This window comes from Streptomyces sp. NPDC058758 (genome assembly GCF_042746075.1).
Taxonomy (GTDB): Bacteria; Actinomycetota; Actinomycetes; order Streptomycetales; family Streptomycetaceae; genus Streptomyces.
In genome coordinates, this window is the sequence record NZ_JBHYPS010000005.1 from 24,486 (window position 1) to 45,835 (window position 21,350).

The window sequence follows — 21,350 nt, forward strand, 5'->3', positions numbered from 1 at the left end:
GGTGAACCGTCTCACCCGCCCCCGGTGAACGTCTCGTGCGCCCCGGCGGAACGCGCGCCCCCGCGCTCTTGACAGCGCCCCCGCGCCTGCCGACGCTGGGGGGCCACCGTCCGGCCCCGGAGGCGCCCATGCCGACCGCCCGCGAGGCCCTCCTCGACGCCGCCCGCGCCGCCCTGGCCCGCCACCCCTGGTCCGCCGTCCGGATGGCCGACCTCGCCGCCGCCGCCCGGGTCTCCCGGCAGACCCTCTACAACGAGTTCGGCAGCAAGGAGGGACTGGCCCGCGCCCTCGTCCGCCAGGAGGCCGACGCCTACCTCGACGGCGTCCGCCGGCTGCTCGCCGCCCCCGAACCGTCCGCGCGCACCCTCGCGGCCGTCGCCGAGTGGACCGTCGCCCGGGCCGGCGACCGCCCGATACTGCGCGCGCTGCTCACCGGCGCCTGGACCGAGGGCCTGCCCCGGCCCCGGCCGGCCCGGCCCGGCGCCCCGCCCGCCCCCGTACCCGCGCAGCGCAGGGCCGACGGGGGACCGCCGGCACCGGGGGAGCTGCTTGCCACGACCGCGCTCTGCGCGGGGGAGCGGTGGGCGGCCGGCTGCGAGCTGGCCCTGCGGCTCGCCGTCAGCCACGTGGTGGCCCCGGCGCTGCCGCCGGAGGGTCAGTGGGCGGAGCCGGACAGCTGGAGGCCGATGACCCCGGCGATGACGAGGCTGATCGAGACGATCTTGAGCGTGGAGACCACGTCGCCGAGGAAGAGCATGCCGTAGATGGCGGTGCCGGCCGCGCCGATCCCCGTCCACACCGCGTACGCCGGCCCCACGTCCAGCTTCCGCAGGGCGAGCGTCAGCAGCCCGAAGCTGCCCAGGGCGAAGCAGGCGAAGGCGATCGTCGGCCAGAGCCGGGTGAACCCGTGGGAGAGCTTCAGGCAGACCGCGAAGCCCGTCTCCAGGATCCCCGCGACCACCACCAGCAGCCACGCCATCGTCCCGCCTCCCACCCGGTCGGATTCCTCGCACTTGTGCGGATATGTCCTTACCGGTCTGGAGGCGGGCGTAAACACCCCCGGGCGGCCGTCAGTCGCCCTCGCGGCGCTCCCGGGTGGCGAGCAGCCGCCGCAGCGAGAACAGCCGCGCCGGGTCCGCGTGCCCCTCCGCCACCCAGGCGTCCAGGGCGCACTCCGGCTCGTCGTGGCTGCACGCGCGCGGGCAGTTCTCGGTGCCCGGCTCCAGGTCGGGGAAGGCGTGGATGACCCGGGCGGGATCGACGTGGTGCAGGCCGAAGGAGCGCACGCCCGGGGTGTCGATGACCCAGCCCTCGGCCCCGTCCAGCGGCAGCGCGAGCGCCGAGGTGGTGGTGTGCCGGCCGCGGCCGGTCACCGCGTTCACATGGCCGGTGATCCGCCGCTTCTCCTCCGGCACCAGCGCGTTGACCAGCGTCGTCTTGCCGACGCCGGAGTGGCCGACGAAGGCGGTGACCCGCCCGGCCAGGTGCTCCCGCACCCGGTCCGCGGCCCCGCCGTCGTACAGCTCCTCGCGGTTCACCACGACGTGCGGGATGTCGAGGGCGCCGTAGAGCTCCAGGAGCTGCTCCGGGGGCGCCAGGTCCGACTTGGTCATCACCAGGAAGGGCTCCAGGCCGCCGTCGTACGCGGCCACCAGGCAGCGGTCGATCAGCCGGGGGCGCGGCTCCGGGTCGGCGAGCGCGGTGACAATGGCGAGCTGGTCGGCGTTGGCGACGACCACCCGCTCGTACGGGTCGTCGTCGTCGGCCGTGCGGCGCAGCAGCGACTCCCGCTCGCCGATCCGCACGATCCGGGCCAGCGTGTCCTTCTCGCCGGAGAGGTCGCCCACCAGGGAGACCCGGTCGCCGACGACGGCCGCCTTGCGGCCCAGCTCGCGGGCCTTCATCGCCATCACGGTCCGGTCCTCGACCAGGCAGGTCAGCCGGCCGCGGTCCACGGTGAGGACCATGCCCTCGACGGCGTCCTCGTGCTTGGGCCGGATCGAGGTCCGGGGCCGGGTGCCCTTGCGGTTGGGCCGCTGGCGGATGTCGTCCTCGTCGGTGTGCTTGCCGTAGCGCCGCATGGTTCAGGCTCCGAGCATTTCGGTCCACATCCCCGGGAAGTCCGGCAAGGTCTTGGCCGTCGTCGCCACGTCCTCGATCTCCACGCCCTCCACGGCGAGGCCGATGATCGCGCCCGCCGTCGCCATCCGGTGGTCGTGGTACGTGTGGAAGACGCCGCCGCGGAGCGGGCGCGGGCGGATGTGGAGGCCGTCCTCGGTCTCGGTGACGTCCCCGCCCAGGCCGTTGATCTCCCGGGTGAGCGCCGCGAGCCGGTCGGTCTCGTGGAGCCGCAGGTGGGCCACGCCGCGCAGGGTGGAGGGGGAGTCGGCGAGGGCGGCCACGGCCGCGATGCCGGGGGTCAGCTCGCCGACCTCACCCAGGTCCACGTCGATGCCGTGGATCCGGCCGGTGCCGGTGAAGGTGAGGCCGGCGTCGGTGAGCTCGCAGGCGCCGCCCATCTCGGTGAAGATCCGGCGCAGCTCGTCACCCGGCTGGGTGGTGCGGGCCGGCCAGTCCGGGACAGTCACCCGGCCGCCGGTGACCAGCGCGGCCGCCAGGAACGGCTGCGCGTTCGACAGGTCGGGCTCGACGACCAGGTCGCGGCCGCGCAGCGCCGACGGGGTCACCCGCCACACGTCCGGCTCGCCGCCGTGCTCCGGCTCGTCGACCTTCGCGCCCACCGCGCGGAGCATGTCGACCGTCATCCGGATGTGCGGCATCGACGGCAGCCGGCCGCCCACGTGCCGGACCTCGACGCCCTGGTTGAAGCGGGCGCCGGAGAGCAGCAGGGCGCTGACGAACTGGGAGGACGAGGAGGCGTCGATCTCGACCGTCCCGCCCTCCAGGCCGCCGGAGCCGTGCACGGTCATCGGGAGGGCGCCCCGGCCCTCGTCGTCGATCCGGGCGCCGAGCGCGCGCAGCGCGTCGATCACGCCGTGCAGCGGACGCTCGTGGGAGCGGGGGTCGCCGTCGAAGCGGACCGGGCCGTCGGCGAGGGCGGCGACCGGCGGCAGGAAGCGCATGACCGTGCCCGCGTTGCCGACGTCGACCGCGGCGTCGCCGCGCAGCGGGGCCGGGAGGACCCGCCACGCCTCGCCGGTGCCGTCCGGGCCCACGCCCTCCTCGATCCGCACCCCCAGGGTGCGCAGGCCCTCGGCCATCAGGAGGGTGTCGCGGGAGCGGAGCGGGCGCCGCACCCAGCCGGGCTCGGCGGCGAGCGCGGCGAGCACCAGGGCGCGGTTGGTGACCGACTTCGAGCCGGGCACGGTCACGGTCGCGTCCACGGGGCCGCTCGCGTACGGGGCGGGCCAGAGGTCCGGGCCGGCGGGGGCGGCGGAGTGCGACGGATCGGGGTGCGCGGGGGAAGCTGCGGTCATGCCCTCACTGTACGGGGGTGTCACAGCCCCAGAAGCCAGGTGGCGCCGCCGATCAGGCAGCAGAGGGACACCGTGTGGAAGAAGGCCAGCCACACCCCCGCGGGCACGTGGGTGAGCCGCGAGAGCTGGTCGGCGTCCGAGTCGGGGGCCCCGCCGTGCCGGCGCTTCGACTGGAGCTCGAAGACCGGCCGGACCCCGCCCAGGAGCAGGAACCACACCACCGCGTACGCGAAGACGGCCTGCACCTGAGGGGAGGTCAGCCAGGACACCAGGACGAAGAGCGTGCCGGTGAGGACGACGCTGAGGATCCCGTACGCGTTGCGGACCATCACCAGCATCGCGAGCAGCAGGGCGCTCGCCGCCCACAGCAGCACGGTGACCCGGCCCGCGCCGAGCAGTGCCGCCCCGCCGAGGCCGAGCAGCGGGGCCGCCGTGTAGCCGGCGGCCAGGGTGAGGACGACGCCGAGGCCGGTCGGGCGGCCCCGGGTGACGGTGACGCCGCTGGTGTCGGAGTGCAGCCGGATCGCCTGCAGGCGGCGGCGGGCGGCGAGCGCGACCAGGGCGTGGCCGCCCTCGTGGGCGATGGTGATCGCGTTCCGCGCGAGCAGCCAGAGGCGGCGGGGCACGGTGACGGCGAGCGCGGCGACGCCGGTGGCGATCACCAGCCACTCGGCCGGGGCGGCCTGCGGGGCGAAGAGGTCCATCCTTCGGTCCGCTCCTCTCGGGCTCGGGGATCGTGGCAGTGTGGCACGTATGTGCGGACGTTTTGCGGCCGGCCGGCGCCCCGAGGAACTCGTCGAGACCTTCGGGATCGAGAAGTGGGAGCCGACGGAGACCCTGGAGCAGGACTGGAACGTGGCCCCCACCAAGGAGGTCCACGTCGTTCTCGAACGCCCTCTGAAGGACGCGGAGAGCCGGCGGCCGGTTCGCCAGCTGCGCGCCCTGAGATGGGGACTGGTCCCGTCCTGGTCGAAGTCGCCGGAGGGTGCGGCCCGGATGATCAACGCCAGGGCCGAGACCCTGCACGAGAAGCCCTCCTTCCGGAGCGCCTTCCGGTCCCGCCGCTGCATCCTGCCCGCCGACGGCTATTACGAGTGGGTGACCGGCGCCGCCGAGCGCGACCTGGAGGTCGAGGGGAAGCGGAAGCGGGCCCGCAAGCAGCCCTACTTCGTGACCCCGGCCGACGGCTCGGTCATGGCCCTGGCGGGCCTGTACGAGTTCTGGCGCGACCCCGCTCTGCCGCCCGAGCACCCGGCCGCCTGGTGGGCCACCTGCTCGGTGGTCACCACGGAGGCGGAGACCGCCCCGCTCGGCGTCGCGCCCGCCGAGGGCCCCGGCACGCTCGCGGAGATCCACCCCCGGATGCCGCTGATGCTCACCGAGGACCGCTGGGACGCCTGGCTGGACCCGGCCACCACCGGCCCCGACGAGCTGCGGGCCCTGCTCGCCCCGCCGCCGGAGGGCCTGATGCGGGCCTTCCCGGTCGCCACCGCCGTCAGCAACGTCCGCAACAACGGCCCCGAGCTGCTCGCCGAGCTGGCCGGACCCGAGGTCGGCACGCTGTTCTGAAGGCCGTCCGCGCGGACCCGGGACGGCAGGATGGGGGCGTGACGAAGACCGAGACCGTGCCCACCGACGCCGGTGAGGCCCGCATCACCTGGCACCCCGCCCCGAAGGCCCGCCGCGTCCTCGCCCTCGGCCACGGGGCGGGCGGCGGCATCGAGGCCCGCGACCTGGCCGCCCTCGCCGCCGCCCTGCCCGCCCGCGGCGTCACCGTCGCCCTGGTCGAGCAGCCCTGGCGGGTCGCGGGCAGGAAGGTCGCGCCCGCGCCGAGGACCCTCGACACCGGGTGGCGCGGCCTGTGGCCCGCCCTCGCGGCGCCCGGGCTCCCGGTCGTCGCCGGCGGCCGCAGCGCCGGCGCCCGGGTCGCCTGCCGGACCGGCGCGGAGCTCGGCGCCGCCGCCGTCCTCGCGCTGAGCTTCCCGCTCCACCCGCCGGGCAGGCCGGAGAGCTCCCGCGCCGCCGAACTGCTCGGCACCGGACTGCCCACGCTCGTCGTCCAGGGCGGCAACGACCCCTTCGGCAAGCCGGCCGAGTTCCCGCCCGGAGGCGCGTACGCACTGGCGGAGATCCCGTACGGCGACCACGGCTTCGCCGTCCCCAAGCGGGCGCCGGTGGACCAGGAGGAGGCCGTCGGACGGATCGTCGGGAGCGTCGCCGACTGGCTCGCCGCCCTGCGCTGAACCCCACCGGGACCCCGGGAATGCCGGGGCGGGGGCCGCTGTTGTGGAGAGCGTCGGTGTGAGAAGCGAGAGAGGGAGTCCGTCGCATGGGTTCGACCATCTGCCCGGAGCGGGCCAGGTCCGCGGAGCTCGACTGGACCGTGCTGCCCGCCCCCAAGGCCGCCCCGGTTCGGGCGGCGGGCGGAGCCGTTCCTCGTCTATCCTCCGAGACGAGCGGGTCCGGCACCGGCCCCGTCACCGCGCTGGAGGAGGTGGGTCCGGTCACTGGGACCGACACAGGGACCGACGACGGCCCCGAGGAGACGACCGAGGAGCGCAACGCGCGCTTCGAGCGGGACGCCCTCGGCTTCCTCGACCAGATGTACTCGGCCGCGCTGCGGATGACGCGCAACCCGGCGGACGCCGAGGACCTGGTGCAGGAGACCTACGCGAAGGCGTACGGCTCCTTCCACCAGTTCCGCGAGGGCACCAACCTCAAGGCGTGGCTGTACCGCATCCTCACCAACACCTTCATCAACTCGTACCGCAAGAAGCAGCGCGAACCCCAGCGCAGCGCCGCCGAGGAGATCGAGGACTGGCAGCTCGCCCGCGCCGAGTCGCACATGTCGACCGGTCTGCGCTCCGCCGAGTCGCAGGCGCTCGACCACCTCCCCGACTCGGACGTGAAGGCCGCCCTCCAGGCGATCCCCGAGGAGTTCCGCATCGCGGTGTACCTCGCCGACGTCGAGGGCTTTGCCTACAAGGAGATCGCGGACATCATGGGGACCCCCATCGGTACGGTGATGTCCCGCCTGCACCGGGGCCGCCGCCAGCTCCGCGGCATGCTCGAGGACTATGCCCGCGAGCGAGGCCTCGTCCCCGCCGGCGCCGGAGAGTCGTCCAAGGATCTGAAAGGCGCGGACTCATGAGCTGCGGAGACCCGCACGAGACGGATTGCTCGGAAGTCCTGGACCATCTCTACGAGTTCCTCGACCGGGAGATGCCCGACGGTGAGTGCACCAAGTTCGAGGTGCACTTCGAGGAGTGCTCCCCGTGCCTGGAGAAGTACGGCCTGGAGCAGGCGGTGAAGAAGCTCGTCAAGCGCTGCTGCGGCAGCGACGACGTCCCCACCGACCTGCGCGCCAAGGTGATGGGCCGGATCGACCTGATCCGCGCCGGGCACCTGGTGCCCGAGCAGGACGTGGTCGCCCCGCAGGCCCCGGAGGCGTCGGCCGCCCAGGCGGGCCCGGCCGGTCCCGCCGCTCCGGCCTCGCAGACCCCGGCCACCCAGGAGTGATCGCACGGGTGTGCGGGACATCGCCCGCGCATCCGTCAGCTTGTATCACCCGATGGTAGGAATCGACGGCGGCCCGCCGTGAGCGGCCGCCGTCCTCGCTAGCGTGACCGCGTGACGGTCGTGAAGCCCCTCCCGCGAACGGCCCGCGCGTACATCGTCTGCGCCGCCCTCGGCGCCGGAGCGTGCGCCCTGCCCGCGCTCCTCCCCCCGTCGCCCACCCCCTGGGCGACGGCCGGACTCCTCGCCACCCTGTACGCGCTCTGCGAGCTGCCCGGCCGCTGCCGCCTCCTCGGCCGCGCCCTCGGCGGCTCCGTCCCCCCGGGCACCGGCTCCTTCTACCCGGTCCTCCTCACCGCCGCCCTGCTGCTGCCCCCGGCCGCCGCCGCGCTCACCGCCCTGCCCGGCGGCCTCCTCGCCCGCGTCGAGGAACCCCCCGCCGGCTGGCGCCGCACCTGGCGCGCCGCCGCCCCCGCCCTCGCCACTTGGGCCGCCGCCCGCACCGCCGCCGCCCTCGACGGCCGCGCCGCCCTCGCCGCCCCGGACTTCCCCGCCGCGCTCCTGCCCGCCCTCGCCGCCGCCCTCGCCTTCTGCCTGGTCCTCACCGCCCTCGACGGCGGCGTCCGCGCCACCGCCGACGGCCTCCCGCTCCGCGCCGCCTGGCGCGGACTCCTCGGCCGCGCCCTCGCCCCCCACCTCGTCCACGGCCTCGCCGGACTCATGATGGGCGTCCTCTGGCGCAGCCCCCACGGCCCCGCCGCCGCCCTCCTCGTGCTGCTCCCCATGTACCTCTCCTGCTGGGTCTTCGCCCAGTACCACCACGAGCGCGCCGCCCACCAGGCCACCATCCGCGCCCTCGTCCAGGCCGTCGACATCAAGGACAGCTACACCCGCGGCCACAGCGAACGCGTCGGCCGCGCCTCCGTCCTGATCGCCCGTGAACTCGGCATGGCCGGCGACCGGCTCGACGTCGTCCGCTTCGCCGGCATCCTCCACGACGTCGGCAAGCTCGGCGTCCCCACCCGAGTCCTGCGCAAGGACGGCCCGCTCACCCCCGAGGAGCGCCGGATCATCGAACTCCACCCCGAGTACGGCCACGAGATGATCCGCGGCATCGGCTTCCTCGGCGAGGCCCGCGACGCCGTCCTCCACCACCACGAGCGCATCGACGGCAGCGGCTACCCCTACGGGCTGCGCGGCGAGGAGATCCCCGAGTGCGCCCGGGTCGTCGCCGTCGCCGACGCCTTCGACGCCATGACCTCCACCCGCTCCTACAGCCGCGCCCGTCCCGTCCCCACCGCCCTCGCCGAACTGGAGCGGTGCGCGGGCAGCCAGTTCGACCCCCGGATGGTCGCCGCGCTCGTCCGCGCCCTCGCCCGCCACGGCTGGCAGACCGCCGTCACCGCCGACGAACCCGGTCCGCAGGTCCCCGCGCCCCGCGCCCCCGGCCCGCTCGCCGCCAGAACCGGGGAGCCCGCATGAGACCGGGTGCCGTCACCACCGGCGCGGTCCGCGCCGCCGCCCTCCTCCTCGGCGGGGCCGCTCTCGCCGCCACCCTCTGGCACGGGCTCGCCGAACCCGGCAACGCCCTCGCCTTCGGCACCCTCATCGCGCTCGGCGAGCTGGCCCGCCGGGGCGCCCACCCCGGCGAACGGGAGCCCGCCCCGCTCGCCGCCGCCGGAGCCCTCGCCTACGCCCTGCTCGGCCACGACGCCGGAACCGCCACCACCCACGGCGTCCTCCAGACCGTCGCCGTCGTCTGCGCCGGCGGGCTCGCCGGGATCGTCCCCCACACGGCCCGCGGCCGGGGCCCCGACCCCGACCACCTCGCCCGCCGGGTCCTCACCGTCGGCTTCGCCGCCCTCTGCTTCCAGCCGCTCTACAACGCCGGCGCCGTCACCGGCCACCTCGGCGCCGGCGCCCCCTACGTCCTCTTCCTGCTCCTCGTCCTCGTCCTCACCGGCCTCTGCGACGCCGTCCTCGCCGCCCTGCTGCTCCGCGCCCGCACCGCGTACCCGTACGGCCCCCTCCTCCGCGACGAACTGCGCGCCCTCCTCGGCATCGGCTCCGCCGTCTGCGCCACCGGCGTCGTCATGGCCCTCGGCGTCTCCGCCGCCGGACTCTGGGCGCTGCCCGTCCTCGCCGTGCCCCTGCTGCTCACCCAGGTGTCGTACCGGCGCTACGCGGCCGTCCGCACCGTCAACCGGCAGACCATCGCCTCCCTCGCCCGGGCGACCGAGATCGCCGGCTGCACCCCGCCCGGCCACGCCCGCAGGGTCGCCGCCCTCTCCACCGCCGTCGGCCGCGAGCTGGGCCTCGGCGGCGCCGAGCTGACCGTCCTGGAGTACGCGGCGCTCATGCACGACATCGGACAGCTCTCCCTCGTCGACCCCGTCGCCGGCGGCGCCACCGCGCTCCTGCCCGCCGAGGAGCAGCGCCGGATCGCCCTCCTCGGCGGCGAGGTGGTCCGGCTGACGGGCGTTCCCGCGGCCGTCGCCCACGTCGTCGAGCGGCAGTCCGACCCGTACCGCGAGCAGCCCACGGCGGCCCGGATCGTCCGCGCCGTGAACGCCTACGACGACCTGGCGGGGGAGGGCGCGGGCGCCGCCCTGGAGGCCCTGGAGACCCTCCGGCTCGGCACCGCCCGGGACTACCACCCGGAGGTCGTCGCCTGTCTGGCCCGAGTCCTGGCCCGCGGCACGGTCCCGGGGGTGACCTCGGTCCCCACGGGGTAACCCATGGGTAATGAGCGCGCGTCCGACCCGGCATGGTTGGATGCGAACAAGAGGGTGAAGCGACCGGCAGGCGGGAATCGTGAGGATCTTCGGGAAGGTACGGCATCGGCCCTCCGCCTCGTGGCGGCAGGCCACCGACCGGGCGTTCACGCTGATCGGCGACGGACGGTACGAGGACGCGGGCGCGCTGCTCACCCGGGCGGCCGATCTGGAGCCCTGGCTCTCCGAGTCCTGGTTCAACCTGGCGCTGCTGCACAAGTTCCGGCACGACTGGGAGCAGGCCCGCGCCGCCGGACTGCGCGCCGTGGCCCTGCTCGACAAGGAGACCGGCGCCCCCGACTGGTGGAACGTCGGCATCGCCGCCACCGCGCTCCAGGACTGGCCGCTGGCCCGCCGCGCCTGGCAGGCCTACGGCCTGAAGGTCCCCGGCGCCTCCTCCGCCACCGGTGAGCCGGCCGGCATGGAGCTGGGCAGCGCCGCCGTGCGGCTCTCGCCGGAGGGCGAGGCCGAGGTGGTGTGGGGCCGCAGGCTCGACCCGGCCCGCATCGAGGTCCTCTCCATCCCCCTGCCGTCCTCCGGACGGCGCTGGGGCGAGGTCGTCCTCCACGACGGCGTGCCGAACGGCGAGCGCACCACCAGCGCCGGCCCCTCCTACCCGGTCTTCGACGAGATCGAGCTGTGGGCGCCGTCGCCCGTCCCCACCTGGGTGGTCCTCCTGGAGGCCGCCACCGAGGACGACCGGGACGCCCTGGAGCAGCTCGCCGCCGAGGCGGGCTTCGCCGCCGAGGACTGGTCCTCGTCGGTACGGCTCCTGTGCCGGGCCTGCTCCGAGTCGACCATGCCCAGCGCCGAGGGCGAGGGCGACCACGTCGACCCGCACGACCACAGCGAGCCCGGCCACCCCGGACCGCTCGGCCACCGCTCGCCCGGCGAGCTGTGGGTCCCCGAGCGCGAGTGCGGCATCGCCGCCCCGGCGGACCTGGTGCGCGGGCTCCTCGACGGCTGGGTCGCGGACAGCCCGGACAGCCGCGAATGGCGCGATCTCGAAGAGGTCTGCTGAGCCTTCCGCCCCGGCCCCGTAGGCTGTCCCCGACGGAATCGGGTTTTCAGGAAGGCGCGGCGGCACATGGCGCAGCAGGAGTCGGGCGAGCGGATCTTCACGGGCTACGCCCTGGACGACGACGGCTACATCGTGGACACGGAGCAGTGCGAGGAGCGTGAGCTCGCGCACCGCGAGCGGGGCACCTCCCGGCCCATCACGGTCGTCGGCAACCCGGTGCTGCACCACGAGTGCGAGGACGTCACCGAGTTCGGCCCCGAACTGGCCGCCCTGGTCGACGACATGTTCGCCAGCCAGAAGACCGCCGAGGGCGTCGGCCTCGCCGCCAACCAGATCGGCGTCGGCCTCAAGGTCTTCGTCTACGACTGCCCCGACGACGAGGGCGTCCGCCACACCGGCCACGTGGTCAACCCGGTGCTCCAGGAGCTGCCGGCCGACCGCCGCCACCTCGACGACTCCAACGAGGGCTGCCTCTCGGTCCCCACCGCCTACGCGGAGCTGGCCCGCCCGGACTTCGCCGAGGTCCACGGCCAGGACCTCCTCGGCAACCCCATCAAGGTCCGCGGCACCGGCTACTTCGCCCGCTGCCTCCAGCACGAGACGGACCACCTCTACGGCTTCCTCTACATCGACAAGCTCTCCAAGCGCGACCGCAAGGACGCCCTGCGCCAGATGGAAGAGGGCACCCCGCGCTACCCGGTCGTCCCCAACGACTGACGCGCCCCGCACGCACGCCGAAGGGCCCCGCGCTCCACGAGCGCGGGGCCCTCTCGCGTGTCCGGACGGACTAGAAGTCCTCGTCCAGGTCGACCGTGCCCTCGACCGCCACCTGGTAGGCGGACGGGCGGCGCTCGAAGAAGTTGGTCAGTTCCTGGACGCCCTGGAGCTCCATGAAGCCGAAGGGGTTCTCGGAGCCGTAGACCGGCGGGAAGCCGAGGCGGACCAGGCGCTGGTCGGCGACGCACTGGAGGTACGCGCGCATCGACTCGGTGTTCATGCCCGGCAGACCGTCGCCGCACAGGTCGCGGCCGAACTGGAGCTCCGCCTCGACGGCCTCCTTCAGCATGTCCGTGACCTGCTGCCGGAGGGCGTCGTCGAAGAGCTCCGGCTCCTCCTTGCGGACCGTGTCCACGACCTCGAAGGCGAAGTTCATGTGCATGGTCTCGTCGCGGAACACCCAGTTGGTGCCGGTCGCCAGGCCGTGCAGCAGGCCGCGGGAGCGGAACCAGTAGACGTACGCGAAGGCGCCGTAGAAGAAGAGGCCCTCGATGCAGGCGGCGAAGCAGATCAGGTTGAGCAGGAAGCGACGGCGGTCCGCCTGCGTCTCCAGGCGGTCGATCTTCTCCACCGAGTCCATCCACGTGAAGCAGAACTGCGCCTTCTCGCGGATGGAGGGGATGTTCTCGACGGCGGCGAACGCGGCCGCCCGGTCGTCCGGGTCGGGGAGGTAGGTGTCCAGGAGGGTCAGGTAGAACTGGACGTGGACGGCCTCCTCGAAGAGCTGGCGGCTCAGGTAGAGCCGCGCCTCCGGGGAGTTGATGTGCTTGTAGAGCGTCAGCACCAGGTTGTTGGCCACGATCGAGTCGCCCGTCGCGAAGAACGCGACCAGCCGGCCGATCATGTGCTGCTCGCCGGGGGTGAGCCTGGCGAGGTCGGCGACGTCCGAGTGGAGGTCGACCTCCTCGACGGTCCAGGTGTTCTTGATGGCGTCCCGGTAGCGCTCGTAGAAGTCCGGGTAGCGCATCGGGCGGAGGGTGAGCTCGAAGCCCGGGTCGAGGAGGTTCTTGTTCTCGGTGGAGCTCATTACTGGCAGGCCTCGCAGGACTCGGGGTTTTCCAGGGAGCAGGCGATCGCGTCGGCGTCGGTGGCCGCCTGCTGGACGGGGAGGGGGGCGGCGGCCGTCGTCGACGCCCGGGCCGCGCGGGCGATCCGGGTCGCCGGGCGGGAGCGCAGGTAGTACGTCGTCTTCAGGCCCTGCTTCCAGGCGTACGCGTACATCGACGACAGCTTGCCGATCGTCGGCGTCTCCATGAACAGGTTCAGCGACTGCGACTGGTCCAGGAAGGGGGTGCGGGCGGCCGCCATGTCGATGAGGCCGCGCTGCGGGATCTCCCAGGCCGTGCGGTACAGCTCGCGCACCTCGGCGGGGACCCAGCCGAAGCCGGCCACCGAGCCGTTGGCGTCGCGCAGCGCCTCGCGGGTCTGCGCGTCCCACACGCCGAGCCGCTTCAGCTCGTCGACCAGGTACGAGTTGACCTGGAGGAACTCGCCGGAGAGCGTCTCGCGCTTGAAGAGGTTGGAGACCTGCGGCTCGATGCACTCGTAGACGCCGGCGATCGAGGCGATCGTCGCGGTCGGCGCGATGGCGAGGAGGAGGCTGTTGCGCATGCCGGTCGACGCGATCCGCTCGCGCAGCGCCGCCCAGCGCTCCGGCCAGTTCAGCTCGACGCCGTAGTGGTCGGGGTGCAGCACGCCCCGGGCGGTACGGGTCTGCTCCCAGGCCGGCAGCGGGCCGCTGCGCTCGGCGAGGTCGGCGGACGCCTCGTACGCGGCGAGCATGATCCGCTCGGCGATCCGGGTGGAGAGCGCCCGCGCCTCAGCCGAGTCGAAGGGCAGCCGCAGCTTGAAGAAGACGTCCTGGAGGCCCATCGCGCCCAGGCCCACCGGCCGCCACTTCGCGTTGGAGCGGCCGGCCTGCTCGGTCGGGTAGAAGTTGATGTCGACGACCCGGTCGAGGAAGGTGACGGCGGTGCGGACGGTCGCGTCGAGCCGCTCCCAGTCGATGTCGCCGTCGGCCACGAACGCGCCGAGGTTGACCGAGCCGAGGTTGCAGACGGCGGTCTCGCCGTCGTTCGTGACCTCGATGATCTCGGTGCACAGGTTGGAGGAGTGGACGACCGTGCCGGGCTCGGCGGTCTGGTTGGCCGTGCGGTTCGAGGCGTCCTTGAAGGTCATCCAGCCGTTGCCGGTCTGCGCCAGCGTCCGCATCATCCGGCCGTACAGGTCGCGGGCCGGCATGGTCCGGCGGGCCAGGCCCTTCGCCTCGGCGGCGCGGTAGGCCGCGTCGAACTCCTCGCCCCACAGGTCGACCAGCTCGGGCACGTCGGCGGGGGAGAAGAGCGACCACTCGGCGTCGGCGTCGACCCGGCGCATGAACTCGTCCGGGATCCAGTGGGCGAGGTTCAGGTTGTGGGTGCGGCGGGCGTCCTCGCCGGTGTTGTCGCGGAGCTCCAGGAACTCCTCGATGTCCGCGTGCCAGGTCTCCAGGTAGACGGCGGCGGCGCCCTTGCGGCGGCCGCCCTGGTTCACGGCGGCGACCGAGGCGTCCAGCGTCTTGAGGAATGGCACGATGCCGTTGGAGTGCCCGTTGGTGCCGCGGATCAGCGAACCGCGCGAGCGGATCCGGGAGTACGACAGGCCGATGCCGCCCGCGTGCTTCGACAGCCGCGCCACCTGGTGGTAGCGGTCGTAGATCGAGTCCAGCTCGTCCTGCGGGGAGTCCAGCAGGTAGCAGGAGGACATCTGCGGGTGGCGGGTGCCGGAGTTGAAGAGCGTGGGGGAGGAGGGCAGGTAGTCGAGCCGGCTCATCAGCCCGTACAGCGCCGCGACCTCGTCGAGCGCGCGCGTCGAGTCGTCCTCGGCGAGGCCGGCGGCGACGCGGAGCATGAAGTGCTGCGGGGTCTCGATCACCTTGCGGGTGATCGGGTGGCGCAGCAGGTAGCGGGAGTAGAGCGTCCGCAGGCCGAAGTAGCCGAAGCGGTCGTCGGCGGCCGGGTCGACCAGCGCGTCGAGCCGGTCCGCGTGCAGGGCCGTGAAGGCCGCGGTGCGGTCGGCGATCAGGCCCTCGCGGTGGCCGGTGGCGACGGAGGCGGAGAAGGAGACCGCGCCCTGCGAGACCGCCTCGTCGGCGATGGTCAGGGTCAGGAGGCGGGCGGCGAGCCGGGAGTAGGCGGGGTCCTCGGAGATGAGCCCGGCCGCGGCCTCGGTGGCCAGTTCGCGCAGCTCCGCCTCGTCCGAACCGGCGTGCCGGCCGCGCAGCGCGGCGGCGGCGACCCGTCCGGGGTCGGTGTCGGTGAGGTCGGCGGTGAGGTCGGTCAGGGTCCGCAGCAGTACGGTCCCGGGGCCGTCGCTCTCGCTCGCGGCGGCCTCGGCGGCTGACGGACCCGCAGGCGCGATGGTCACGTGGGGGCTCTCCCTCGCTCGGCCCGGGGCCACGGCGGGGGAGGGGGCGGACGGACAGCCGCACGCGCGGATGCGTCCGCGTCCACCGGCCCATTCCGCGAGGCCCGGACGTCTTCGGCACCCGGAACGGACGGACCGGGCGCACCGTCGGCAGGTCCTCGGACTCCCTTCGTGGCGAAAGCGCACGAAGTACACCGTTGCGGGACAGTTCCGGATTCGCACCGGATTCCCCTGCGGCGACAGCGAGCACGAGCATACATGTGGGGGGCGCCGATCACGGCACCCCCCATATGTTGTGTCCCTCGCGGGTGTGAGACGGACAGGAGACGGGGGCGGGGGCTCAGAGTTCCAGGGTGAAGGCGAGCAGCGGGGACAGGCCCGGCACCGGGCTCCAGTCCCGCTCGGGCAGCCGCGCGAAGCCCAGCCGCCCGTAGATCCGGTGGGCGGTCGTCATCCGGTCCTGGGTGGAGAGCACCAGCCGCGCGCACCCGTCGAGGGCCCGGGCCCGGTCCACGCAGGCCCGTACCAGCGCCTCGCCGACGCCCCGGCCGCGCGCCGCGTGCGCCACGGCGAGCAGCCGGAACTCGGCCTCGCCCGGGACGGCGATGTCCGCCCACGCGCCGCCGCCCGCCGTGAAGGTGACCGCGCCGAGCAGCGCCCCGTCCTGGTCCGAGGCGACCAGCACCTCCGCCTCGGCGGCCCGCCGGGCGACGTCCTTCATCACCGGCAGGTAGTCGTCGTCCTCGCCGAAGGTGAGGTGCCCGTCGTCGAGGTAGGCACGGGCGGTCAGCTCGCCCACCTCCTCGTACTCCTCCGGCCGTACGGCCCTGATCGTGAAGTCCATGCCCGGCAGTCTGCCCGGCGGACACGGCGAGGGCCCGGGGTTTTCCGCCGCCCCGGGCCCTCGTCCGCGTGCCTGCCGGCGGCTCAGTGGGAGCCGGCGCCGACCTTCGGCAGTTCGGTGCGGACACCGGCGTCGCCGGCGTCGGCCGTGTAGTCCGACGGGGAGGTCTCGTCGACGCCCTCGGGGGCCTTGACGGCCTTGAGGACGAAGGTGAGGACCACCGTCACCGCGACGTTGAGCAGGAAGGCGGTGAGGCCGATGTAGCCGATCTCGCCGATGCCGGGGATCTCGGCGGACGAGCCGGCGAAGTGGGCCTGCTTCGGCGTCGACACGTTGTACGCGGCGATCGTGCCGTACAGCATGCCGACCGCCCAGCCGGCGAGCAGCGCCCAGCGGTGGAACCAGCGGGTGAAGAGGCCGCCGACCAGGGCCGGGAAGGTCTGGAGGATCCAGATGCCGCCGAGGAGCTGGAAGTTGATGGCGACGGTCTTGTCCATGGTGAGGACGAAGACGAGGGCGCCGACCTTCACCAGGAGGGAGACCAGCTTGGAGACCTTGGTCTCCTGCTCGGGGGTCGCCCCGGGCTTGATGAAGTCCTTGTAGATGTTCCGCGTGAAGAGGTTGGCGGCGGCGATCGACATGATCGCGGCCGGGACGAGCGCGCCGATGCCGATGGCGGCGAAGGCCACGCCCGCGAACCAGGCGGGGAACATGTCCTCGAAGAGCTGCGGGATGGCGAGCTGGCCGTTCTGGACCTTGATCCCGGCGGCGATCGCCATGAAGCCGAGCAGCGCGAGCAGGCCCAGCATCAGCGAGTAGAGCGGCAGGATCGTGGTGTTGCGGCGGATGACCTCGCGGCTCTTCGACGACAGGGTCGCCGTGATGGAGTGCGGGTACATGAAGAGCGCGAGCGCGGAGCCGAGCGCCAGCGTCGCGTACGTCCACTGCCCGGCCTCGGCCGGCACGAGCCCGCCCGCCTTGTTGGTGGTGAACTTCTCGTTCGCCGCGTCGAAGATGGCGTCGAAGCCGCCCAGCTTGATCGGGATGTAGATGATCGCCACCGCGATGACGAGGTAGATCAGGGTGTCCTTGACGAAGGCGATGAGCGCGGGGGCGCGCAGGCCCGAGGAGTAGGTGTACGCGGCGAGCACGCCGAAGGCGATGAGCAGCGGCAGGTCCTTGACGAACCAGTGGGTGTTCTCGCCGCCGCCGACGCCCATCACGTCCAGGACGGCCTGGATGCCGACGAGCTGGAGCGCGATGTACGGCATCGTGGCGAGGATGCCGGTGACCGCCACCGCGAGCGACAGGCCCTTGGAGCCGAAGCGGCCGCGGACGAAGTCGGAGGTGGTGACGTAGCCGTGCTTGTGCGAGACCGACCACAGGCGCGGCAGGAAGGTGAAGATGAGCGGGTAGACCAGGATGGTGTACGGGACGGCGAAGAAGCCGGCCGCGCCCGCCGCGTAGATGGCCGCCGGGACGGCGACGAAGGTGTACGCGGTGTAGAGGTCGCCGCCGAGCAGGAACCAGGTGACCCAGGTGCCGAACGAGCGGCCGCCGAGGCCCCATTCGTCGAGGCTGTTCTCGTTCTCCGCCCTGCGCCACTTCGCGGCGAGGAAGCCCATGACCGTGACGGCCAGGAAGAAGAACACGAACACGCAGAGCGCGACGACGTTGACGTCCTTCATCGCTCCTCACCACCCTCACGGACGCGGCGGGCGCGCTGGTCGCGCTGCCAGAGCTTGTACGCGACGACGGTGAGCAGGGTGGAGACCAGCACCCACAGCATCTGGTACCAGTAGAAGAAGGGGATGCCGGCGAGCAGCGGGTCGACCTTCGCGTAGGAGCCCACCCAGAGCATGGCCACGAACGGCGCGATCAGACAGAGCGCGATGACGGCCCTGAGCGGTGTGACGACCGGTTGTTTCCCGGTGGTGCTTTCTGGCATGGCGAAGAAGTCCCCTCACTGATCACCGGCTGGTGCCGACGAAATTTAGGGGACCGTCCACTCCCTGGGAAGCCATGTCCGAATAACGGACTTGTATCGGGCAGGTCTCGACGCCTGCCGGCACCCCGGAGAAAAGACGTGCCCCGACACATCACACGGATGCGCCGGGGCACGGGTTCAGATCGACGGCAGGGCGATTTTCAGCCGTTGGGCCGCTGGAGCCTCGCGACGAACTTGTAGCGGTCGCCGCGGTAGACCGAGCGCACCCACTCGACGGGTTCGCCCTGGGCGTCCAGGGAGTGCCGGGAGAGCATCAGCATCGGCAGGCCGACGTCGGTGCCGAGCAGTCCGGCCTCGCGCGGGGTCGCGAGCGAGGTCTCGATGGTCTCCTCGGCCTCGGCGAGGTGGACGTCGTAGACCTCGGCCAGCGCGGTGTACAGGGAGGTGTACTTGACCAGCGAACGGCGCAGCGCCGGGAAGCGCTTGGCCGAGAGGTGGGTGGTCTCGATCGCCATCGGCTCGCCGTTCGCCAGGCGGAGGCGCTCGATGCGGAGCACCCGGCCGCCGGCGGAGATGTCGAGCAGGCCGGCGAGGGTGTCGTCGGCCGTCACGTACCCGATGTCGAGGAGCTGCGAGGTCGGTTCGAGCCCCTGGGCGCGCATGTCCTCGGTGTACGAGGTGAGTTGCAGGGACTGGGAGACCTTCGGCTTCGCCACGAAGGTGCCCTTGCCCTGGATGCGCTCCAGCCGGCCCTCGACGACCAGTTCCTGGAGGGCCTGGCGCACGGTGGTGCGCGAGGTGTCGAACTCGGCCGCGAGCGTCCGCTCGGGCGGCACCGGGGTGCCGGGCGGAAGGGTCTCCGTCATGTCGAGGAGGTGCCTTTTCAGCCGGTAGTACTTGGGCACGCGCGCGGTGCGGGTCGCCGGCCCGCCCTCTGTCTCCGTGCTGCCCGCCTCCGTCGCCATGGCCTGCCTTCCCGACTGTGCTGCTGCCGTCACCGGCTCCTCCGTCTGTCGCGGCTCACATGGTGGCACGGACCGGTCACGGGTCGTCGGCCTCCCTCAGGTGTCGGTCCGATAACGGACGCGACTGCCCTTCTTATACACCCTTGACACCCCCAAAGGTCTAGGCCAAGCTCCGGGTACTGGTCTAAACCATTAAAGACCAGGTCCCAGCCCCACGAGCACTACCTGACGTATGTCTTCGCGCGGTGGGCAGGGGTTGCAGGCATCCCTGAGGAGGGTGGCGTGAAGCGCAAGCTCATCGCGGCGATCGGCGTCGCGGGCATGATGGTCTCTATCGCTGCGTGTGGCGGTTCCGACAGCGGTGACAAGAAGGACAAGGCCGAGGGCGGCAACAAGTCGCTCACCGTCTGGGTCATGGACGGTTCCGCTCCCAAGGAGTGGATCGACGGCGTCAACAAGGAGTTCGAGGCCGCCCACCCCGGCACCAAGGTCAACGTCGAGGTCCAGCAGTGGACCGACATCCAGACCAAGGTCACCACGGCGCTCTCCGAGGACACCCCGCCGGACGTCCTGGAGCTCGGCAACACCCAGACCACGGGTTACGCCGTCACCGGCGGTCTCGCCGACCTCACGGGCGACAAGGACAAGCTCGGTTACAACAACTGGAGCAAGGGCATGCTGCCCTCGGCCGAGCTGGACGGCAAGCTCTACGCCGCTCCGTGGTGGGCCGCCAGCCGCGTCGTGATCTACGACAAGGCCGCCTTCAAGAAGGCCGGCGTCACCCCGCCGAAGACCCGCACCGAGTGGATCGACGGCCTGAAGAAGCTCAAGGCCGCCGACGCCAAGTCGCAGCCCATCTACCTCCCGGGCCAGAGCTGGTACGTCCTCGCCGGCTTCCTGTGGGACGAGGGCGGCGAGCTCGCGGTCAAGGACGGCGACAAGTGGAAGGGCGGCCTGGCCACCCCGCAGGCCGCCGCCGCCATGAACTTCTACAAGGAGCTGCAGTCGTACTCGACCGCTCCGAAGGACAAGGACGAGGCCACCCCGCAGCAGTCCGTCGACATCGTCCCCAAGGGCGGCGTCGCGTCCTGGATCGGCCTCGGCTGGGAGGCCGGCGGCGCGATCGCGGCCATCGAGAAGGCCGGCGGCAAGTCCGACTTCGGCTACTTCCCGATCCCGGGCAAGACGGCCGACAAGCCGGGCTCCGTCTTCTTCGGCGGCTCCAACCTCGCCGTCGCCGAGCGCTCCAAGAACCAGGAGCTCGCGAAGGAGTGGCTGGCCTTCGTCACCAACAAGAAGCAGCTCCAGTCGTACGGCACCGCCAACAAGGGCGGCATCATCCCCGTCGACACGTCCGCGCAGGTCACCCCCGAGGCCGGCTCCTTCGCCGAGGCCATGGTCAAGGTCGCCGAGGTCGGTCGCATCACCCCGATCACGGGTGGCTGGGCCAACGTCGAGACCGAGCCCAACCCGATCAAGGGCTACATGACCAAGGTCCTGAAGGGCGAGGACCCGCAGAAGGCCGGCGAAGAGGCCGACAAGGTCATCGCCGAGCGCATCAACCAGCAGTAATCCCACCCCGGTGGGCGCGGGAGCCCCAGAACCGCGAGGAAGAAGACCATGACCGTGGACTCCCAGGGGACGGCGACCGCCGGTTCCCAGGACGCGCCCGGGAGGGCGGCAGGGAAGTCGCAGACTCCGCCACCCCCTTCCGGCGCGAAGGAAGCCCTTCAGCCCTCGCGCGGCAGACGTTCGCTGCCTGGTGGGCTACTGCCGTACCTGCTCGTCACGCCCGCCCTGCTGTCCATGGCGGTGCTGCTGCTCTACCCCCTGATCAGCAACCTGATCCTCTCCTTCCAGTCGGTCAACCGGCGTGAACTGATCCGCCGCGAGACCCCCTGGGTCGGCTTCGACAACTACACGGAGCTGCTCGGCAACTCCGAGTTCTGGACCGTCGTCCTCCGCTCGGTCGCCTTCACCGCCGCCAACGTGGCGCTGATCATGGCGATCGGCACCGGCATCGGCCTGCTCCTCAACCGCCTCGGCAAGAAGATGCGGCTCGTGCTCTCCCTGGCACTCGCCTTCGCCTGGGCCATGCCGATCGTCGCCTCCGTCACGGTCTTCCAGTGGCTCTTCGACGAGCAGTTCGGCGTCGCCAACTGGCTGATGCGCACGCTCGGCTTCGCCGGCTACGAGCAGCACAACTGGTTCGAGACCGGCTTCTCCACCTTCGTGATCATCACGGCCCTGGTGGTCTGGGGCTCCGTCCCCTTCGTCGCCCTCAACATGTACGCCGGCCTCACCACCGTGGGCTCCGAGCTGTACGAGGCGGCCCGCATGGACGGCGCGAACGGCTGGCGGACCTTCTGGTCGGTGGTCTTCCCCAACCTCAAGCCCTTCTTCATGATCACCACCTTCCTGGAGATCATCTGGGTCTTCAAGGCGTTCACCCAGGTCTACGCCATGAACCAGGGCGGCCCCGACCGCGCCACCGAGACCCTTCCCGTCTTCGCGTACATCGAAGGCATGAGCCAGCAGCACTACGGCGTCGCGGCGGCCATCTCGATCCTCACCATCGTGATGCTCCTCGTGGCCATGTCCTTCTACTTCCGCCTGATCCTGAAGCAGGAGGACGAGCAGTGAGCACCACCGCACAGACCCCC

Annotated in this window: 21 protein-coding genes and 1 riboswitch; of the genes, 11 read left to right on the top strand and 10 right to left on the bottom strand. The window is 72.5% G+C overall.

The genetic code is table 11. The features are described 5' to 3' along the window. The first annotated feature begins 128 nt into the window (after window positions 1-128). Window positions 129-764 carry a TetR/AcrR family transcriptional regulator gene (locus ACFW6A_RS08375; RefSeq protein ID WP_386639464.1) on the top strand — a complete coding sequence of 212 codons (636 nt, stop codon included), beginning with the start codon at window positions 129-131 and terminating at the stop codon, window positions 762-764. Here ACFW6A_RS08375 and ACFW6A_RS08380 read toward each other — a convergent pair. From ACFW6A_RS08380 to ACFW6A_RS08395, 4 genes are all read right to left on the bottom strand, one after another. Further along, window positions 656-979, bottom strand: a complete 324-nt coding sequence (locus ACFW6A_RS08380) for a multidrug efflux SMR transporter (protein WP_351111513.1) — start codon at window positions 977-979, stop codon at window positions 656-658. The two genes, ACFW6A_RS08375 and ACFW6A_RS08380, sit on opposite strands and share 109 nt — an antisense overlap. Before the next feature lie 91 nt (window positions 980-1,070). Then, window positions 1,071-2,081, bottom strand: coding sequence for a ribosome small subunit-dependent GTPase A (rsgA, locus tag ACFW6A_RS08385; protein WP_351851383.1), 1,011 nt, complete (start codon window positions 2,079-2,081; stop codon window positions 1,071-1,073). 3 nt (window positions 2,082-2,084) lie between these two features. After that, a complete protein-coding gene (gene aroA, locus ACFW6A_RS08390; protein WP_351851386.1) occupies window positions 2,085-3,437 on the bottom strand; it encodes a 3-phosphoshikimate 1-carboxyvinyltransferase in 1,353 nt (450 codons plus the stop codon). A gap of 20 nt (window positions 3,438-3,457) precedes the next feature. Next, window positions 3,458-4,141, bottom strand: coding sequence for a M50 family metallopeptidase (locus tag ACFW6A_RS08395; protein ID WP_351851388.1), 684 nt, complete (start codon window positions 4,139-4,141; stop codon window positions 3,458-3,460). 49 nt (window positions 4,142-4,190) lie between these two features. On the opposite strand from ACFW6A_RS08395, the gene ACFW6A_RS08400 reads away from it, so the two are divergent. The 8 genes from ACFW6A_RS08400 (at window position 4,191) to def (ending at window position 11,465) form a co-directional block, all read left to right on the top strand. Then, window positions 4,191-5,006: an SOS response-associated peptidase gene (locus tag ACFW6A_RS08400; RefSeq protein WP_351851391.1), complete on the top strand. Its 816-nt coding sequence runs from the start codon at window positions 4,191-4,193 to the stop codon at window positions 5,004-5,006. Window positions 5,007-5,044: 38 nt separating this feature from the next. Then, window positions 5,045-5,680: an alpha/beta family hydrolase gene (locus ACFW6A_RS08405; protein WP_386639468.1), complete on the top strand. Its 636-nt coding sequence runs from the start codon at window positions 5,045-5,047 to the stop codon at window positions 5,678-5,680. Between the two features lie 251 nt (window positions 5,681-5,931). Next, window positions 5,932-6,588 (top strand): sigma-70 family RNA polymerase sigma factor, encoded by a 657-nt coding sequence (locus ACFW6A_RS08410; RefSeq protein ID WP_030758313.1) that lies wholly within the window; start codon window positions 5,932-5,934, stop codon window positions 6,586-6,588. Further along, entirely contained in the window at window positions 6,585-6,956 is a 372-nt protein-coding gene (rsrA, locus tag ACFW6A_RS08415; protein ID WP_386639471.1) for a mycothiol system anti-sigma-R factor, read from the top strand. Before ACFW6A_RS08410 ends, rsrA begins: the two co-directional genes overlap by 4 nt. A 120-nt stretch (window positions 6,957-7,076) precedes the next feature. Further along, window positions 7,077-8,435, top strand: a complete 1,359-nt coding sequence (locus ACFW6A_RS08420; RefSeq protein WP_386639673.1) for an HD-GYP domain-containing protein — start codon at window positions 7,077-7,079, stop codon at window positions 8,433-8,435. Continuing rightward, on the top strand, window positions 8,432-9,688 hold the full coding sequence (locus ACFW6A_RS08425; protein ID WP_386639474.1) for an HD-GYP domain-containing protein: 1,257 nt from the start codon (window positions 8,432-8,434) through the stop codon (window positions 9,686-9,688). The genes ACFW6A_RS08420 and ACFW6A_RS08425 overlap by 4 nt, the downstream gene beginning before the upstream one ends. 79 nt (window positions 9,689-9,767) lie before the next feature. Then, on the top strand, window positions 9,768-10,748 hold the full coding sequence (locus tag ACFW6A_RS08430) for a hypothetical protein (protein WP_030492720.1): 981 nt from the start codon (window positions 9,768-9,770) through the stop codon (window positions 10,746-10,748). Window positions 10,749-10,814: 66 nt separating this feature from the next. Next, the gene (gene def / locus ACFW6A_RS08435; RefSeq protein WP_351851402.1) at window positions 10,815-11,465 is read left to right on the top strand and encodes a peptide deformylase; all 651 of its coding nucleotides are present in this window, start codon (window positions 10,815-10,817) and stop codon (window positions 11,463-11,465) included. Window positions 11,466-11,535: 70 nt separating this feature from the next. Here the strand turns inward: def and ACFW6A_RS08440 are convergent, their stop codons facing one another. The 6 genes from ACFW6A_RS08440 to ACFW6A_RS08465 all read right to left on the bottom strand — a co-directional run bounded on the left by ACFW6A_RS08440 (window position 11,536) and on the right by ACFW6A_RS08465 (window position 18,687). Then, window positions 11,536-12,552, bottom strand: a complete 1,017-nt coding sequence (locus ACFW6A_RS08440; RefSeq protein WP_351851404.1) for a ribonucleotide-diphosphate reductase subunit beta — start codon at window positions 12,550-12,552, stop codon at window positions 11,536-11,538. Next, entirely contained in the window at window positions 12,552-14,930 is a 2,379-nt protein-coding gene (locus tag ACFW6A_RS08445; protein ID WP_351851407.1) for a ribonucleoside-diphosphate reductase subunit alpha, read from the bottom strand. The genes ACFW6A_RS08440 and ACFW6A_RS08445 overlap by 1 nt, the downstream gene beginning before the upstream one ends. A gap of 131 nt (window positions 14,931-15,061) precedes the next feature. After that, window positions 15,062-15,220, bottom strand: a riboswitch (cobalamin riboswitch). 50 nt (window positions 15,221-15,270) lie between these two features. Next, window positions 15,271-15,774, bottom strand: coding sequence for a GNAT family N-acetyltransferase (locus tag ACFW6A_RS08450; protein WP_386639478.1), 504 nt, complete (start codon window positions 15,772-15,774; stop codon window positions 15,271-15,273). A gap of 83 nt (window positions 15,775-15,857) precedes the next feature. After that, a complete protein-coding gene (gene mctP, locus ACFW6A_RS08455; protein WP_351851412.1) occupies window positions 15,858-17,462 on the bottom strand; it encodes a monocarboxylate uptake permease MctP in 1,605 nt (534 codons plus the stop codon). After that, complete coding sequence (locus ACFW6A_RS08460) at window positions 17,459-17,722, bottom strand: DUF3311 domain-containing protein (RefSeq protein WP_351851414.1); 264 nt, start codon at window positions 17,720-17,722, stop codon at window positions 17,459-17,461. Before ACFW6A_RS08460 ends, mctP begins: the two co-directional genes overlap by 4 nt. Window positions 17,723-17,922: 200 nt before the next feature. Continuing rightward, window positions 17,923-18,687 carry a GntR family transcriptional regulator gene (locus ACFW6A_RS08465; RefSeq protein WP_351106017.1) on the bottom strand — a complete coding sequence of 255 codons (765 nt, stop codon included), beginning with the start codon at window positions 18,685-18,687 and terminating at the stop codon, window positions 17,923-17,925. A 282-nt stretch (window positions 18,688-18,969) separates the two neighbouring features. Between ACFW6A_RS08465 and ACFW6A_RS08470 the strand changes: the two genes are divergently transcribed. Both ACFW6A_RS08470 and ACFW6A_RS08475 read left to right on the top strand, forming a co-directional pair. Then, the gene (locus ACFW6A_RS08470; protein ID WP_351851416.1) at window positions 18,970-20,259 is read left to right on the top strand and encodes an extracellular solute-binding protein; all 1,290 of its coding nucleotides are present in this window, start codon (window positions 18,970-18,972) and stop codon (window positions 20,257-20,259) included. Window positions 20,260-20,307: 48 nt separating this feature from the next. After that, entirely contained in the window at window positions 20,308-21,330 is a 1,023-nt protein-coding gene (locus ACFW6A_RS08475) for a sugar ABC transporter permease (RefSeq protein ID WP_351848759.1), read from the top strand. Window positions 21,331-21,350: the final 20 nt, after the last annotated feature.

Bases quoted from the DNA above. Each gene is read 5' to 3' on its own strand.
- ACFW6A_RS08375 (WP_386639464.1), top strand. From the start codon at position 129: ATGCCGACCGCCCGCGAGGCCCTCCTCGACGCCGCCCGCGCCGCCCTG.
- ACFW6A_RS08380 (WP_351111513.1), bottom strand. From the start codon at position 979: ATGGCGTGGCTGCTGGTGGTGGTCGCGGGGATCCTGGAGACGGGCTTC.
- rsgA (WP_351851383.1), bottom strand. From the start codon at position 2,081: ATGCGGCGCTACGGCAAGCACACCGACGAGGACGACATCCGCCAGCGG.
- aroA (WP_351851386.1), bottom strand. From the start codon at position 3,437: ATGACCGCAGCTTCCCCCGCGCACCCCGATCCGTCGCACTCCGCCGCC.
- ACFW6A_RS08395 (WP_351851388.1), bottom strand. From the start codon at position 4,141: ATGGACCTCTTCGCCCCGCAGGCCGCCCCGGCCGAGTGGCTGGTGATC.
- ACFW6A_RS08400 (WP_351851391.1), top strand. From the start codon at position 4,191: ATGTGCGGACGTTTTGCGGCCGGCCGGCGCCCCGAGGAACTCGTCGAG.
- rsrA (WP_386639471.1), top strand. From the start codon at position 6,585: ATGAGCTGCGGAGACCCGCACGAGACGGATTGCTCGGAAGTCCTGGAC.
- ACFW6A_RS08425 (WP_386639474.1), top strand. From the start codon at position 8,432: ATGAGACCGGGTGCCGTCACCACCGGCGCGGTCCGCGCCGCCGCCCTC.
- def (WP_351851402.1), top strand. From the start codon at position 10,815: ATGGCGCAGCAGGAGTCGGGCGAGCGGATCTTCACGGGCTACGCCCTG.
- ACFW6A_RS08440 (WP_351851404.1), bottom strand. From the start codon at position 12,552: ATGAGCTCCACCGAGAACAAGAACCTCCTCGACCCGGGCTTCGAGCTC.
- ACFW6A_RS08450 (WP_386639478.1), bottom strand. From the start codon at position 15,774: ATGGACTTCACGATCAGGGCCGTACGGCCGGAGGAGTACGAGGAGGTG.
- mctP (WP_351851412.1), bottom strand. From the start codon at position 17,462: ATGAAGGACGTCAACGTCGTCGCGCTCTGCGTGTTCGTGTTCTTCTTC.
- ACFW6A_RS08460 (WP_351851414.1), bottom strand. From the start codon at position 17,722: ATGCCAGAAAGCACCACCGGGAAACAACCGGTCGTCACACCGCTCAGG.
- ACFW6A_RS08465 (WP_351106017.1), bottom strand. From the start codon at position 18,687: ATGGCGACGGAGGCGGGCAGCACGGAGACAGAGGGCGGGCCGGCGACC.
- ACFW6A_RS08475 (WP_351848759.1), top strand. From the start codon at position 20,308: ATGACCGTGGACTCCCAGGGGACGGCGACCGCCGGTTCCCAGGACGCG.